Origin of the sequence: Pelomonas nitida, assembly GCF_043555975.1 — a bacterium.
Lineage (GTDB): Bacteria > Pseudomonadota > Gammaproteobacteria > Burkholderiales > Burkholderiaceae_C > Pelomonas > Pelomonas nitida.
Genome location: NZ_JBIGIA010000009.1, coordinates 196,011 through 210,707, shown reverse-complemented (window position 1 = coordinate 210,707; position 14,697 = coordinate 196,011). Strand labels below are relative to the sequence as shown.

15 protein-coding genes and 2 tRNA genes are annotated in these 14,697 nt (G+C 69.0%); 5 read left to right on the top strand and 12 right to left on the bottom strand.

Annotation, left to right across the window (positions count from 1 at the left end; translation table 11 throughout):
- Nucleotides 1–50: 50 nt before the first annotated feature.
- The 3 genes from ACG00X_RS13725 to trxA all read right to left on the bottom strand — a co-directional run bounded on the left by ACG00X_RS13725 (nt 51) and on the right by trxA (nt 2,360).
- Nucleotides 51–302, bottom strand: a complete 252-nt coding sequence (locus ACG00X_RS13725) for a type B 50S ribosomal protein L31 (RefSeq protein ID WP_394488749.1) — start codon at nt 300–302, stop codon at nt 51–53.
- Between the two features lie 205 nt (nt 303–507).
- Nucleotides 508–1,773 carry a transcription termination factor Rho gene (gene rho / locus ACG00X_RS13720; protein ID WP_394488748.1) on the bottom strand — a complete coding sequence of 422 codons (1,266 nt, stop codon included), beginning with the start codon at nt 1,771–1,773 and terminating at the stop codon, nt 508–510.
- Nucleotides 1,774–2,030: 257 nt separating this feature from the next.
- Nucleotides 2,031–2,360 (bottom strand): thioredoxin TrxA, encoded by a 330-nt coding sequence (gene trxA / locus ACG00X_RS13715; protein ID WP_394488747.1) that lies wholly within the window; start codon nt 2,358–2,360, stop codon nt 2,031–2,033.
- Nucleotides 2,361–2,503: 143 nt separating this feature from the next.
- Here trxA and ACG00X_RS13710 point away from each other — a divergent pair, with 143 nt between their 5' ends.
- The 5 genes from ACG00X_RS13710 (at nt 2,504) to ACG00X_RS13690 (ending at nt 10,713) form a co-directional block, all read left to right on the top strand.
- Complete coding sequence (locus ACG00X_RS13710) at nt 2,504–5,056, top strand: PD-(D/E)XK nuclease family protein (RefSeq protein ID WP_394488746.1); 2,553 nt, start codon at nt 2,504–2,506, stop codon at nt 5,054–5,056.
- On the top strand, nt 5,053–8,253 hold the full coding sequence (locus ACG00X_RS13705; RefSeq protein WP_394488745.1) for a UvrD-helicase domain-containing protein: 3,201 nt from the start codon (nt 5,053–5,055) through the stop codon (nt 8,251–8,253). Before ACG00X_RS13710 ends, ACG00X_RS13705 begins: the two co-directional genes overlap by 4 nt.
- A gap of 22 nt (nt 8,254–8,275) precedes the next feature.
- A tRNA-Pro gene (locus ACG00X_RS13700) sits at nt 8,276–8,352 on the top strand.
- 166 nt (nt 8,353–8,518) lie between these two features.
- A complete protein-coding gene (locus ACG00X_RS13695; protein WP_394488744.1) occupies nt 8,519–10,501 on the top strand; it encodes an OPT family oligopeptide transporter in 1,983 nt (660 codons plus the stop codon).
- Nucleotides 10,502–10,636: 135 nt separating this feature from the next.
- Nucleotides 10,637–10,713, top strand: a tRNA-Arg gene (locus ACG00X_RS13690).
- On the opposite strand, the gene ACG00X_RS13685 is transcribed toward ACG00X_RS13690, so the two are convergent.
- The 9 genes from ACG00X_RS13685 to ACG00X_RS13645 are packed head-to-tail and all read right to left on the bottom strand — an operon-like array spanning nt 10,714 to nt 14,684.
- Nucleotides 10,714–11,718, bottom strand: coding sequence for a tyrosine-type recombinase/integrase (locus ACG00X_RS13685; RefSeq protein WP_394488743.1), 1,005 nt, complete (start codon nt 11,716–11,718; stop codon nt 10,714–10,716).
- Nucleotides 11,715–11,969 (bottom strand): DUF4224 domain-containing protein, encoded by a 255-nt coding sequence (locus ACG00X_RS13680; protein WP_394488742.1) that lies wholly within the window; start codon nt 11,967–11,969, stop codon nt 11,715–11,717. The genes ACG00X_RS13685 and ACG00X_RS13680 overlap by 4 nt, the downstream gene beginning before the upstream one ends.
- Nucleotides 11,966–12,286 carry a hypothetical protein gene (locus ACG00X_RS13675; RefSeq protein WP_394488741.1) on the bottom strand — a complete coding sequence of 107 codons (321 nt, stop codon included), beginning with the start codon at nt 12,284–12,286 and terminating at the stop codon, nt 11,966–11,968. Before ACG00X_RS13675 ends, ACG00X_RS13680 begins: the two co-directional genes overlap by 4 nt.
- Nucleotides 12,283–12,525 (bottom strand): hypothetical protein, encoded by a 243-nt coding sequence (locus ACG00X_RS13670; RefSeq protein ID WP_394488740.1) that lies wholly within the window; start codon nt 12,523–12,525, stop codon nt 12,283–12,285. Before ACG00X_RS13670 ends, ACG00X_RS13675 begins: the two co-directional genes overlap by 4 nt.
- Nucleotides 12,518–12,901: an ASCH domain-containing protein gene (locus tag ACG00X_RS13665; protein ID WP_394488739.1), complete on the bottom strand. Its 384-nt coding sequence runs from the start codon at nt 12,899–12,901 to the stop codon at nt 12,518–12,520. Before ACG00X_RS13665 ends, ACG00X_RS13670 begins: the two co-directional genes overlap by 8 nt.
- Nucleotides 12,902–12,906: 5 nt before the next feature.
- The gene (locus ACG00X_RS13660) at nt 12,907–13,146 is read right to left on the bottom strand and encodes a hypothetical protein (RefSeq protein ID WP_394488738.1); all 240 of its coding nucleotides are present in this window, start codon (nt 13,144–13,146) and stop codon (nt 12,907–12,909) included.
- Nucleotides 13,139–13,558, bottom strand: a complete 420-nt coding sequence (locus tag ACG00X_RS13655) for a hypothetical protein (protein WP_394488737.1) — start codon at nt 13,556–13,558, stop codon at nt 13,139–13,141. The genes ACG00X_RS13660 and ACG00X_RS13655 overlap by 8 nt, the downstream gene beginning before the upstream one ends.
- Nucleotides 13,555–14,037, bottom strand: coding sequence for a hypothetical protein (locus ACG00X_RS13650; protein WP_394488736.1), 483 nt, complete (start codon nt 14,035–14,037; stop codon nt 13,555–13,557). Before ACG00X_RS13650 ends, ACG00X_RS13655 begins: the two co-directional genes overlap by 4 nt.
- On the bottom strand, nt 14,034–14,684 hold the full coding sequence (locus tag ACG00X_RS13645; protein ID WP_394488735.1) for a hypothetical protein: 651 nt from the start codon (nt 14,682–14,684) through the stop codon (nt 14,034–14,036). The genes ACG00X_RS13650 and ACG00X_RS13645 overlap by 4 nt, the downstream gene beginning before the upstream one ends.
- Nucleotides 14,685–14,697: the final 13 nt, after the last annotated feature.

The window sequence follows — 14,697 nt, the reverse complement described above, 5'->3', positions numbered from 1 at the left end:
AGCCGAGGCTGCCCTTGCATGGCGGAAGCGGTGCGACACCGCCTCGGCGATTACTTCTTGAGGTGAGCGAACTTGTTGCGGAACTTCTCGACGCGACCGCCCAGGTTGTCCACGCTCTTTTGCGTGCCCGTGTAGAAGGGGTGCGACTCGCTCGTCGTTTCCAGCTTGACCAGCGGCAGGGTCTTGCCGTCGAGCTCGATGGTTTCCTTGGTTTGGACGGTCGAGCGCGTCACGAACTGGAAGCCGTTGGACTGGTCGATGAAGACGACGTCGCGGTAGTTGGGGTGAATGCCTTCTTTCATGGGAACCTCTCAGGTCTTCGGGAGCCACACCGACCGGGCGGGTCGATGCACTTTCCAGGGTGTCAGGGCGGAAAACCCGCGATTATAGCGAGCTTCCCTTGGGCTTGGCTAGTTTCAGGGCTGAAGGCGCCCGCGCATGCCAGACATGCGCGGGCGTTCGACGGCCGTCGGACAGGACGCAGGTCCTGCCGCCGGCCTGGTCTCACTACCCGCCGCGCCGCATCATGTCGAAGAAGTCCAGGTTGTTCTTCGACGCCTTCATCTTGTCGAGGATGAACTCCATCGCCTCGATCTCGTCCATGTTGTAGAGCAGTTTGCGCAGGATCCAGCTCTTTTGCAGGATCTCGGGCTTGAGCAGCAGCTCTTCACGGCGGGTGCCGGACTTGTTGATCAGGATGGACGGGTAGACGCGCTTCTCGGCCATGCGGCGATCCAGGTGGATTTCGCAGTTGCCGGTGCCCTTGAACTCTTCGTAGATCACCTGGTCCATCAGCGAACCGGTGTCGATCAGCGCGGTGCCGATGATGGTCAGCGAGCCGCCTTCCTCGATGTTGCGCGCCGCGCCGAAGAAGCGCTTGGGGCGCTGCAGCGCGTTCGCGTCGACGCCGCCGGACATCACCTTGCCCGACGATGGCAGCACGTTGTTGTAGGCGCGGGCCAGGCGGGTGATCGAGTCCAGCAGGATGATCACGTCCTTCTTCAGTTCCACCAGACGCTTGGCGCGCTCGATGACCATCTCGGCGACCTGCACGTGGCGGGCGGCCGGTTCGTCGAAGGTGGAGCTGATGACCTCGCCGCGCACGGTGCGCAGCATCTCGGTCACTTCCTCGGGGCGCTCGTCGACGAGCAGCACGATGAGATGGCATTCCGGTGCGTTGGCGACGAGGGCATGCGCGATGCTCTTCATCATCTCGGTCTTGCCGGTCTTGGGCTGCGCGACGATCAGCGCGCGCTGGCCTTTGCCGATGGGAGACGTCAGGTCGATGATGCGACCGGTGATGTTCTCCTCGCCCTTGTAGCCCTCACGCTCGAGCTTGAACTGCTCCTTGGGGAACAAGGGCGTCAGGTTCTCGAACATGATCTTGTTCTTGCTCTCCTCGGGCGTCTGGCCGTTCACGCGGTCGACCTTCACCAGCGCGAAGTAGCGCTCGCCGTCCTTGGGCACGCGCACTTCGCCTTCCACCAGGTCACCGGTGTGCAGGTTGAAGCGGCGGATCTGGCTGGGCGACAGGTAGATGTCGTCCGTCGACGCCATGAAGCTGGCTTCGATCGAGCGCAGGAAGCCGAAGCCGTCGGGCAGGACTTCGAGCACGCCGTCGCCGAAGACCTGCTCGCCGGCCTTGGCGCGCTTCTTCATGATGGCGAACATCAGCTCCTGCTTGCGCAGGCGCGAGACGTTGTCGATCTCCAGCTCCTCGCCCATCTTGATGAGGGCGGAGACGTGAAGCGCTTTGAGTTCGGAAAGATGCATGGGTGAACACCCGTCAGGGGTCGCGGCGCCAGCCAAGACGCAACGACGATTCCACGGCCGCCCCGGAACAGGGCCGAATGGCGCTCCGCTCAAACGACGAGCGGCTTGCTTCGGCTACTTACGCAATGGAGGGAGGGGGAGCCGAGTCCACGCTGGCTGGACTGCTGATTCGAGATCAGCAAGCCCGGGGCGTGTTGGCTTTGGCTGTTGCGGCGGGGCACCGGAGGCGCCAGGAGCGCCGCAACAGTTGGGCGCGATTATAGGTTCGCGTCGAGGAAGGCGGTCAACTGGGCCTTGGACAGCGCGCCGACCTTGGTGGCGGCCAGCTGGCCGTCCTTGAACAGCATCAGCGTCGGGATGCCGCGGATGCCGAACTTCGCGGGAACTTCGCGGTTCTCGTCGACGTTCATCTTGGCGATCTTCAGCTTGTCACCGTAGCCCGTGGCGACTTCGTCGAGGATGGGCGCAATCATCTTGCAGGGACCGCACCATTCGGCCCAGTAGTCCACCAGCACCGGCTTGCCGGACTGGATCACGTCGGCGTCGAAAGACGCGTCGGAAACATGCTTGATCAATTCGCTGCTCATGGAAAGTTCCTTGGCCTGAGAGAGGGGGCGGCCGCCTTTGGCGCCGTCCAGATAGGCAAAAATGATTGTGACATAGCCATCTTTACCCAGAAGGTCACGAGGGTGACCGAATGGGAACTAAACGTGAGGACGGGAGGCCTGGATTGCAAGCCATAAATCTGGGCCTGGAGCCTGGGGAAGACATCGACGGTTTCTGGCGCCGCGTCGCCGCGCTGAGTGCCGAGTGGTTGGACAGTCAGGGCGCGGCCTTGCGGGATGCCGTGCTGTTGCTGCCGTTCGCGCAGCAGCTGGCGCCGGCGCGGCGCGCGTTCCTGGCACGTGGTGGCTGGCTGCCGCTGTTGTCGACGACCCACAGCCTGGCTTCCGCCCTGGGGCCCACACCACTGGCTGCACCTGACCAGATCAGCGGCGACGCGCCGGTGGACGCCCTGGCCGCAGACGCGCTGCTGGTGCAGCAGAGCTGGGCCCAGGGGCTCAAGCGTGACGATCCGCGCGCTTACCGGCTGGCGCTGGCCCGCCTGGTGGAGACGGCGCATGCGTTTGCGCGCGCCGCCGCGCAGCGCGACCCGGCGCTGCGGGCCGCCTGGTTCGACACCGCGCGGCAGCACCTGCGCGAGGACCCGATCGGCGGCATCGAGCGCGCCCTGACGTGGGTGGCTCTGGAGTGGGCGGCCTCGGACGACCGCGCGCCGGCGACGGACGCCTTGTTCCGTCATCGCCCCAGCGCGTGGATCGTGTTGCAGGCCGGCGGCCCGGACCCGCTGGCCCAGGCGCTGCTGGCGCGCGGCGACGTGCCGGCGCTGCTGCTCAACGCCGATGCCGACCTGGATCAGTTGGCCGTGCCCGCCGCGCGTGTCGAAGAGGCGCTGTGCGCGGATTTCGAGACGCTGGCCGAGGCTGGCGCGGTGGCCGTGCTGCAGCACCTGGCGGCCGGACGTGCGCCGGTGGCGCTGATCGCGCAGGACCGGGTGGTTGTGCGCCGCGTGCGGGCGCTGCTGTCGCGGCAGGGCGTGCCGCTGCACGACGAGACGGGCTGGACGCTGGCGACCACGCCGGCAGCGTCCGCGCTGATGGCCTTGCTGCGTGCCGCGCTGGGCGGGGGTGCGGTGGACGACTGGCTTGCCTGGCTCAAGCTGACGGTCGAGCCGTCGCCCGCGCTGGATGCGCTGGAATCGCTGTGCCGGCGGCGCCGCATCGGGCGCGCCGAGGCGCTCGACGCGATGGACAAGCTGCCGGCCGAGGCCTTGTGGCGAGCCAAGCGTCAGGCGCTGGCGCCGCTGACGAGCAGTGGGCGTCGGCCGCTGGTGCAGTGGCTTTATGAGCTCAAGCGGGCGCTGGGCCCGGAACCGCTGGCGGGGCTGGAAGGCAGCGAGGGCGTGCTGACGGCGTTGTGGCTGTCACGCAACCCCTGGCCCGGCAGCGCCCACGAGGCGGTGCTGGACGGGGCCCGGCTGGACGCTGCCGGCTTCCTGGCCTGGGTCAGCGATGTGCTGGAGGCGGGGCAGTTCGCGCCAGCCGACCCTGGGCATGCGCCGGTCGTCGTCACGCCGCTCGTGCGGGCCATGCTGCGGCCTTTCCGCGCACTCGTGCTGCCCGGCGCCGATGCCGACACCTTGGGGCGCGGCGGCCGCGGCCTGAGCCTGCTGGGCGACGCCGACGCCGCCGCAATCGGCCTGCCGACACAGGCCCAGCAGCGCGAAGCCGAGGCGCAGGCTTTCGTGCAGGCGCTGCGGGCGCCGGTGCTGACGCTGCTGCGCTGCACACGCGCCGGTGCCGAGCCGCTGCCCGCCAGCCCGTTGATCGAACGGCTGGTGGCAGCCGCGCGCCGCGCGGGGCGGCCGTGGCCGTTGTTGCGCTGGCAGGACGAGCGCGTGCCGCAAGCCGTCGAACTGCGCCCCTTGGCTCGCGCCGGCGTGGCGGCGGCGAGGCTGCCGGCAGCGCTCAGCGCCAGCGCCGTGGAAGCGCTGCGCCGCTGCCCTTACCAGTTCTTCAGCCGGCACCTGCTGGGCCTGGGCGAGGCCGATGAGCTGGAGGCCGAGATCGAGAAGCGCGACTACGGCACCTGGCTGCATGCGGTGCTGCATCGCTTCCATACCGATCGCCAGCCGGGCGACGTGGCCGCGCAGTTGCGGGCCGCTGCCGAGGCCGAGAGCCGCGGCCTGGACGCGGCAGACTTCCTGCCCTGGCAGGCCAGCTTCGTGCGGCTGCTGCCGCGCTATGTGGACTGGCTGGCTGAGGCGGAGGCGCAGGGCCAGGTCTTTGCGGGTGGCGAGCTGGACCGGCGCTGCCAGCCGTTTGACGGTGCATTGGCCGAGCTGGTGCTGCGCGGGCGCATCGACCGCATCGACACCACGGCGTCGGCGCGTCGGCTGCTGCTGGACTACAAGACCGGCAGCGTCGCGAGCCTCAAGGCGCGCGTGGCGGAGCCGCTGGAAGACACGCAGATGGCCGTCTACGCGCTGCTGATGGACGCGGCGCCGGACCTGTCGGCGGCCTACCTGGCGCTGGACGATTCGACGGGTGTCGTGGCGGTCGAGCATGACGAGGTGTTCGTCACCGCACAGCGGCTGCGCGAGGGGCTGCAAGGCGACTTGCAGCAAGTGCTGGATCGAGAGCCGTTGCGGGCCTTGGGTGAGGGCGGTGTTTGCGATCACTGCGAGGCGCGCGGCCTGTGCCGCCGGGATGACTGGTCATGAGCACCACTTACGCTTATTACGCCGACGGCGCCCGGGTGCCGCGGGAGCGCTTCTACGCGCTGGCCTGCGACCCGGCGCGCAGTGCGGTGGTCGAGGCCTGCGCGGGGGCGGGCAAGACCTGGATGCTCGTGTCGCGCATCCTGCGCGCCTTGCTGGCTGGCGCGCAGCCGCAGGAGATCGTCGCCATCACCTTCACGCGCAAGGCGGCAGGCGAGATGCGCGAGCGCCTGCTCGAATGGCTGGCCGAGTTCGCGGCGGCTGGCGAGGAGCAGCGAGTGGCCGAGCTCATTGCCCGGGGCATGGAGCTGCCGCAGGCGCGCGCCGGCGCGGCGCGGCTGGCGGGCCTGCAGGACGAGCTGCTGCGTGGTGGCCGGCCGGTGGAGATCCGCACCTTCCACGGCTGGTTCTCGCAGCTGCTGCGCGCGGCGCCGCTGGCCGTGCTGCAGGCCGAGGGCTTGTCGCCGGAGTTGCAGCTCGTCGAGGACGAGGGCGAACTGATGCCGACCTTGTGGCGGCGCTTCCACGCCCGCGTGCTGGCCGATGCCGAGCTGGCGGCCGCCTTCCAGGCGCTGACGGGCACGCGCGGCCGACACAACCTGCGCGAATGGCTGCTCACGGCCTTCGGCAAGCGGGTGGAGCTGCGCCTGGCCATCCAGGCCGGTGTGCTGGCGACCAGCATGCCCGATGTGCCCGAGCCGCTGGCGGCGCTGGCCGGCTGGCGGCCCCGGCTTGCGGCGCTGGCCGTGCAACTGGGCGGTGCCAAGGGCGTCAAGGCGCGGGAGGCTGCCGGCGCGATCGAGCAGGCGCTGTCGCTGCCGGACGACGGCGCGACGTTCGCGGCGCTCTGGGCGGCGCTCTTCACGAAGACCGGCACGGCGAAGAAGGGGCTGGGCGACTCCGCCGAGCAACTGGCCTGCGTGGACGCGCTCGAGGCGATGGCGGCGGACATCGCCCAGCACGAAGCGGCCGTGGAGCACGCCCGCATGGCGGCGCTGGCCGCGGTGCTGGTGGGCGAGTTCGAGGCGCTCAAGCGTGAGCGTGGCCTCGTCGACATGAACGACCTGGAGCGCGGCGCGCTGGCGTTGCTGGCGCGGCCCGAGCTGGCGGGCTGGGTGCAGCAAAAGCTCGACGCCCGCGTGCGCCATTTGCTGATCGACGAGTTCCAGGACACCAGCCCGCTGCAGTGGCAGGCGCTGCACGGCTGGCTCGGGTCCTACGCCGGCCCGGGTGGCGGCGAGATCTCGGTCTTCATCGTCGGCGACCCCAAGCAGAGCATCTACCGCTTCCGCCGCGCCGAGCCGCGCGTGTTCACCGCAGCCGGCGAGTTCGTGCGTGACGGGTTGGCCGGTGTCAGCCTGGCCTGCGACCACACGCGGCGCAATGCCCCCGAGGTGCTGGCTGCCGTCAACGCGGCGTTCGACGGGCAGATGCCCGGCTTTCGGCCGCACACGACGGAGCAGGGCGCCGACCCGCAGGCTGGCTTGTTCACGCTGGACGGGCCGACCGCCGCCGATGCCGGCGCGGCGAGCGACCCCGAGCGCTGGCGCCCGAGCCTGACCGAGCCACGCGTGGAGGCCGAGGTCGCCCGCCGCGCGCCCGAATGCGAGCGCGTGGCGCACGTCATTCATGGGCTGCTGGCCGGTGGCCTGCGCCCGCGCGACATCTTCGTGCTGGCCCGCAAGCGCGAGCCGCTGCGGCAGATGGCGCAGGCGTTGCTGGCGGCGGGCATTGCGCATGTCGCGCCGGAGGACAACCGGCTGGCCGACCTGCCCGATGCGCAGGACTTGATCGCACTGCTGGACGCGCTGGCCTCGCCGGGGCATGCGCTGTCGCTGGCACGTGCGCTGCGCAGCCCGCTGTTCGGCGTCGACGAGGCCGACCTGCTGCAGCTGGCCGAGGCGGCCGGTGCCGCCGAATGGCTGGGCGTGGCGCCGCGTGAGCGGCGGGGCTGGTGGGAGGCGCTGGCCGAGCTGCAGGCGCCCAGCCCGGCGCTGGCGCGCGCGCAGCGCCTGCTGCTGGCCTGGCGCGAGGCGGCCCCGCGCTGCACGCCGCACGAGTTGCTGGACCGCATCGTCGACGAAGGCGAGCTGCTGCCGCGCCTGCTGGCCGCAGTGCCGCCGTCGGAGGCGGCCGCGCGCGTGCGCACCGTCCACGCGCTGCTGGAGGCTGCGCTGAACCTGGATGGCGGGCGCTTCGCCGAGCTGTACGGCTTTGTGCGGGCGCTGAAGTCCCGCAGTCCCAAGCTCGCGCCGGCGCCGGCCGACGATGCCGTGCAACTGCTGACGGTGCACGGCGCCAAGGGGCTGGAGGCGCAAGCCGTCATCCTGCTGGACGCCGACGCCGCGCCGCCGCGGGCCGAAACGCTGTCGCTGGCCTGCGACTGGCCGGTGGCGTCGCCGGCGCCGGTGCGGCTGGCCTTCCTGGTGTCGGAGCGGCGCCCGCCGCCGGCGCTGGCCGAGCTGATCGCCGAGGAGCAGGCCTTGCGCGAGCGCGAGGAGCTCAACGCGCTTTACGTGGCGATGACGCGGGCGCGTCGCCTGCTCATCGTCAGCCGCACGCCGCCGCGGCGTGGCGCCTCGGACTCGAGTTGGTGGGCGCGGCTGTCGCCGCTCGGCGAAGCGCTGGTGGACGTCGATGCGCCTGACGCGGCCGTGCTGGCGTCGTCGGCGCCGATGCACCTGCCGCTGCCGGTCTGGACGGCGCCGCCGGCGCCGGTGCGCGACGGCGCGGCCGATGACGCCGCGAAGGCCAACCTCGGCGAAGCCCTGCACCGCGTGCTGGAGTGGGCCAGCGCAGCCGGCCAGACGCAGCCGCTGTCGACGCTGGTGGCGGCTTCCGGCCAGGCCTTCGCGCTCGATGCCGCCGATCGCCAGCGGCTGGCGGATGCGGCGCAGGCCATCCTGCGCAGCCCCGATTGCCAGCCCTTCTTCGACCCGGCCCGGCTGCGCTGGGCGGGCAACGAGGTGGGCATCAATGCCGCCGGCGAGGACCGGCGTATCGACCGGCTCGTGCTGCTGGACGACGGCACCTGGTGGGTGCTGGACTACAAGCTCGGCGCCACGCCGGAGCGCGAGCCGGCCTACCTGGCGCAGATGCGCAGCTATGTGCAGGCGGTGCGCGAATTGCAGCCGGGCGAGCCCGTTCGGGCGGCCTTGATCAGCGGTTCCGGCCGGTTTGTTCCGGTGGGGGAAGAATAGGCATTAGAATGGCGGGCTTGATCGGGGCGTAGCGCAGCCTGGTAGCGCATCTGCTTTGGGAGCAGAGGGTCGCGAGTTCGAATCCCGCCGCCCCGACCAAACCTTTCCATGAACCCGCCGTGGCCTGCTGGCCCCGGCGGGTTTGTCTTTTTGAGGACCTGCATTCAGGGGGAAATCCCGGTAAATCAAGCGGGAGCGAGGTCCGGACAATCGTCGGCTTTTTGCTGCAACCCTGGCGCTGCCACGAGCGGTGCCCGAGATTTCCATGCCTCTTCCCCACCTGACCGACGAGCAGATCGCCACCTGGACCCGTGCCCAAAAGGACGAGTGGTGGTTCAAGAACGTCTATCGCCGCGACATGCCGCAGCTCACGCTGCGCTCGGCGTCCACCGGCTTCCTGCTGGGCATCGTGCTCACCGCGACGGCGCTGTACGTCGGGGCCAAGACGGGTGTGGGCATCGGCGTCGGCCTCACCTCCGTGATCCTGGCCTTCGCGCTGTTCAAGGCGCTGTCCAACGCCGGTCTGGCGCAGGACTTCAGCGTGCTGGAGAACAACTGCACGCAGTCCATCGCCACGGCCGCCGGCTACACCGTCATGCCGCTGATCGCCGGGCTGCCTGCCTACATGCTCGTGTCGGGCCAGATCATCCCGTGGTGGCAGCTGATGCTGTGGCTGGTCGTGGTGTCGGTGCTGGGCGTGCTGGTGGCCTTCCCGATGAAGCGTCGCTTCATCAATGAAGACCAGCTTCCGTTCCCCGAAGGCCGCGCCTGCGGCGTGGTGCTGGAGTCGCTGTACTCGGGCGATGGCGGCGACGGCATGTACAAGGCGCGCCTGCTGGGCAAGGTCGCCGGTTTCGCGGCCGTGTACCAAGCGCTGGTCAGCGATGGCTGGATGAAGCTCGTGCAGTTCAAGCTGCTGATGCTGGACAAATGGGCGGGCCTGAAGGAGCCCTGGCACCTGCAGGAGCGGCTGGACCAGTACTACTACGACTGGGCGGTCAAGGCCGATGCCTACATCCCCAAGATCCTGGGCACCGACTTCCGCGTGCTGGGCCTGCGGCTCACGCTGGACATGGCGATGGTGGGTGTCGGCGGGCTGATGGGCATCGCCGTCGCCAGCAGCTGCATGCTGGGCGCGATGCTGAACTTCGGCCTGCTGGCGCCGCTGATGATCCAGGCGGGCGACATCGCGCCGCGCGTCAAGCTCGACGGCACGCTGGTGCCGCTGAACCGCGCCGAGATCGTCAACCAGTGGTCGCTGTGGTGGGCGGTCACGATGATGGTGGTGGGCGCCATCGTCGGGTTGCTGGCCAAGCCGGAGCTGATCACCAGTCTGTTCAAGCGCCGGGCGCGTGCGGCCGAAGCGCCGGCCGAGGACCTGCTGCGCGACATCGAGCTGCCGCTGTGGCTGTCGTACGTGGGCGTGCCGGTGTTCGGCCTGCTCAGCGTCTGGCTGACGCACGCGTTCTTCGGCGTGCCCTGGCTGCTGGGTCTGGTGGCGCTGCCGCTGATCCTCGTGCTCACCGTCATCTGCACCAACGCGATGGCGCTGACGTCGTGGACGCCGACCGGCGCGCTGTCCAAGATCACCCAATTCACGATGGGCGCGCTGGACCGCAGCAACCCCGCCTCCAACCTGCTGCCCGCGACGATGACGTCCGACGTGGCGGCGAACGCGGCCAACCTGCTGTCCGACATCAAGCCCGGCTACATGCTCGGCGGCAAGCCACGCCACCAGGCGCTGGGCCACGTCGTCGGCATCATTGCCGGCGTGCTGGCGGCCGTGCCGCTGTTCTACCTGCTGTTCCTGCCGCCGGACGCCCAGGGTGTGCGCAGCGTTGCCACCATCGTCAGCGACCGCTTCGCCTTCCCGGCGGCGCTGCAGTGGAAGGGCGTGGCCGAGCTGATCGCCAAGGGCGTGAGCCAGCTGCCGGCGTCGGCCATCGTGTCGATGGTGGTGGCGGCCGTCGTCGCCGTCGTGATCGAGGTGCTGCGCATTGCCACGCGCGGCCGCTTCCCGCTGTCGGCCGTGTCCATCGGCCTGGGCGTGGTGCTGCCGCCGGACGCCGTGATCTGCATGTTCATCGGCGCCGTGCTGTTCTGGGGCATGCGCGCACGGCACGAGTCCAGCCCGGGCACGGCCGGCCATCGCCGCTGGGTGGAAGGCATGGAGCCGATCTGCGCCGGGTTGGTGTCGGGTGCGGCACTGATGGGCATTGGCAACGCGATCATCAACGTGTTGATCTGATAATCACGCGTTCTGGCTGTCCGTAGCTCAACTGGATAGAGCAGCTGCCTTCTAAGCAGCGTTGCAGTTGAGTTTTCATAGGAGAATCGCGCGCCGTCTGTCTAAGACGGGCCGATTTGTCTAAGTTTTGCCGCGCCGTCCGTAGCTCAGCTGGATAGAGCACGCGCCTTCTAAGCGCGGGGTCGGGGGTTCGATTCCCTCCGGGCGGGCCATTATCTTGATGGCTTGACGCGCTTGTGATACTTGCCCTCGACATAGTGCCTTGTCATGCCCTCGGACTTGTGGCCGAGCAGGCGCTGGGCGGCCTTGATGTCCTCTTCGCCGTCGTCGTCCAGCATGGCGTCCACGCCGGCCCGTCCGCGCAGATCGTGGATGTGGAGATCCTCCACCTTGGCGCGCTCGCAGAGCCGCTCCCAGCTGCTGCGCAGGCCGCCGTAGGTGTAGCCGGTGCCTCGCTCGGACTTGAGGACGTGGCCGATCTTGTCGCCGCCTCTCCCGCAGGCCGCGATGGCGGCGCGCAGCGCTGGCGACCACTTGACCAGCAGCTTGGTGCGGCCTTGGCCCTTGCCCTGGTCGATCATCAGCCCCTGGTCTGTGACGTCCTGCCATCGCAGCTTGATCACGTCGCCAATGCGCTGGCCTGTCAGCATGGCCAGCTCGATCATCTGCACCAGCGCGTGCCCGTTTCGCGGCTGTTGCGCGGCAGCCTCCTTGAGGCGCCTGACCTCATCGTCTGTGACGACGCGGTGCCGGCCCTCCAGCTTTTTGGGTGGGATGTTGTCGACTGGGTTGTGCCCCTCTCGCAGGCCCTCCAGCGCGGCGAAGGCCAGTACCTGGCGCAGCATGGTCCGGTGCAGGTTGTAGGTGCGCTTTGTGGTGGCGTAGCCGCCCAGGTACTTGGCGCAGACTGGCGTTGTGACTTGGGACGGATCAAACTCCGCGAATGCCTCGGCCATCTGGTCGGCAATGCGCCGCTGGTCGTCTGCGGTCTTGTCGGCCCACTCTGGACGCTTGGCGTCGTACCAACGCGAGATGACGCCGGGCATCAGCTCGCGCGTCAGTTCGGCGTCTGCGACCTTGGCCAGCGCGCGGTACATCGCGGGCAGGCCGTCCTTGAGCGAGCACAGGCGCACCCACTTGTTGGATAGCGTGACCAGGTAGTAGGCGCTGTGCTTGGCATAGACCCGCGGCGGCAGGCCGGACGACTTGCGAATCATGAGGATCGGCGCAGGACTGGCGTCCTGAGTCTAGGTCCATCATCAGGCGCTGGCGCGCCTGCACCGGCGCACACGGCGTCGTAATGCCTGCGCTCCAGCACCACGGCGCCAGCGGCATTGCGCCGCGCGCGCCAGAATCCCTGGCGTCGCAGCTCCTCGACCTGCCTGGCAGGCTTGATGTAGCCGGTAATCTCGCGCAGCTCATCCGTGCTGAGCATCAGGTCTGTGCGGGGTGGTGCGTCAACGGTCATGGGGTCAAGGTGCGACCGGCGGGGGATGGGCGGGCGGCTGCCAGGCGCGTGGCGAAGTGCTCCCACGGATCCGGGCGTGCGCCGACCTGAGCGTTCCAGTCCGCGCACGCGAGACGCCACATCTCCGCAAGCTCGGTGGCCGATAGGGCTGCCGTCCCCTTGGGCTGGGGCTGGGCGGCCAGACGATGCATCACGGCCTGGCCGAGTGCAACGGCCTGCGCAGTCGGGCAGTCCGGGGCGTGTTTGTGGCAAAGGTCCAGCAGCTCGGCGCTGAGCAGCGCCGGCCCACCCTCAGGGGCTTGGTTTTCGGCGGTCATGCTTGTGCTCCGTAGGCGTCAAGGGCCTTTTGCAGTTCGGGGTGTGCGCCGTGCCAGCGCATGTTTTCCTTGATGTCCTTTCTGCTCATCCAGAGCCAGCCGCCGCCTTCCGGGTCGGCCGCGTCGATGACCTCCACTCGGGCGGCATCGGCGCCACGCATGGCACGGCGCGGGTTGAACTCGATGAACTTGAAGTCCAAGGCTGCGGGTGCAGGCTGGGGGGATGGCAGGTCAGACATGGGATTCCTCGGCTTGGGTGTAGGCGAACTCGATGCGGGTCACGACGCTGTGCGGCATGCAGCCCTTGTGGCTGGCGCAGAACATCCGCACCCACTCGCTGGGCCAGCGGTAGGTCGGGTGGTCGGCGAAACCCTCGCGGCGCACCTCGGCCATGCCGTAGTCCAGGTCCGTGGTCATCATGTCCAGCGGCTCGCGCCGGACGTCGACGATGCGCAGCGGTGCGCGCAGGCGTTCGATGGACTCGCCGGGGCGCAGGCCCATGCACTTGCGCACAGGCTGGATGAGGTCGCCGGGCTTAAGCTGCAGCCAGCCCAGGCGGCGCGTCACGTCTTTCGTGCCGGACTGGATCTGCGGCACGGTCAGGGCAAAGCTCATGTTTCTCATGGGGTGGGCGTCGCAGGGTGAAGGCCGGCCGGTCGCGGCGGGAACATCTGATCGAAGGTCATGCACTCGACCTGTGCGCGACGCACGTCCAGGGCGGCCAGGCATTCCGCCTTGGCGCGCTCGAACCACTGCTCCGGCGTCTCGGAGTGGTGCTGTGTGACGCGGTAGCCGTCCACCAGCATCCGCGCGTCGGCGCGCTGGTACTGGTTCATGTCGGCCCAGGAGACCTTAGCCATTGGTGCCTCCCGGTGCGGCGCCAGGGGCTTGGATTTGGGGCGCGGCGACACGCTCAAGGTCGTTCGGGTGGCAATTGCAGACGCGGCCGTGGAGGCTCGTGCCCTCGTCGAACAGGACATCGAAGTTGGCGCTGTCGTTGTGGCCGACGATGGTCCCAAGCTCGCCGCCGTCCTTCAGTCGGACGCGCTGGCCGCACTTGACGCCGGCCCAGCCGCGATAGGCTGCCGTGCGCTCGAATGCTGCGCTGGTGTGGGCCTGACCCAGCTTGCGGGCGCGGAAGTCTGTGAACCGCACATCAGGCCAGCAGTCGCGCACGTCGCCCATGTACTCAGCGATGGCTTTGCCACGGTTGTGGGCATTGACGATGCGGGAGTACTCTCCGCAGCGCACCTCGAAGGCATACACCGTCATGCGGCTTCTCCAGTGGCAGGGGCTTGAACTCCGGCCAGCGGATCGAACCAGTACGTCAGGTCGAAAATCTTCCTGTCCGCTTCGTCGAAGGCGACCCAGCCGTCGTTCGTCTTGATCGGCGAGACGAACCAGACATGGGACATGCGGCCCATTGCGTCGCGCGCTTTGACGTTGTTGGTGACCAGCACCCGGCGGCCAGCGACGACTTCCGGGTTGTCGAGGCGCGCATCACGCGGCGGCTCAAGGTCAGCGAACGAGACCCAACCGGCCGGCACGCTTGGTGCGGCAGGGGCTGCGGCGATGGTGGCGAAGTCCCGCGCCACGGCCTTGATAGCGTTCAGAAAGCCGTCGGGCTGGTCGCTGTTCCAGTCGGCGTTGACGTGGCGCTGCGCCAGGTCGTACCACTGGTCATTGGTCAGGCCGGCCGGAATCCCATCCCCTGCGCGGGCACCCGTCTTGTCGTGTGCTGCGCCAGTCATACAGCCCCCACCGTCTGCTTGCTGCAGGAGTGGCCGCGCTCTGCCTTTTCGGCCGCCTCGTCAATCGCGCTGCCGCTCATCGAGTACATACCTGACGGCGAGTGTGAGCGCAGCTTGCGAAAAAACGCCAGGGCATCGCGGTATCTGTCGGGGTGGGTGCAGTAGATCCACAGCACAGCAAAGGCGTCAGCCATGGCCTCGGCCTGCGGGCTGCGCACGGGCGGCATGTCGGCGTCGCCGCGCTCAATCCCGCGCACCTGGAGGCAGTGCCAGTACTCGTGCGCCACAGCCGCCAGCCGGGCTGTAGCCGCCGACCGCGCGTATCGCTGGACCTCCTGGCTGTATGAATTGCCGGCAGCGGAGACGATGAAAACGCAGCGGCCGCCCATCCACGCCATAGACACAGGGCTGGTCTTGTCGTCAGCGTCCTTGATGACCGCGATGGAGATCGGGACGCCCATGTCGGCGACGTCGGCGGCGAAGTCGTTGATCGTCTCGATCCACGCGGTTTCGTCGGGCGTGAAAGCCGCCGCCGGCGCGGCGATGGTGGCAGCGAGCAGTGCGGCCAGCAGGTGGCGCAGCGATCGGCGCGCCATGTCGATTGCAGGGTTTGTCATGTCGTCCTCGGTGTGGGTGGGGCGGCTCACGGGTCGCATCAAG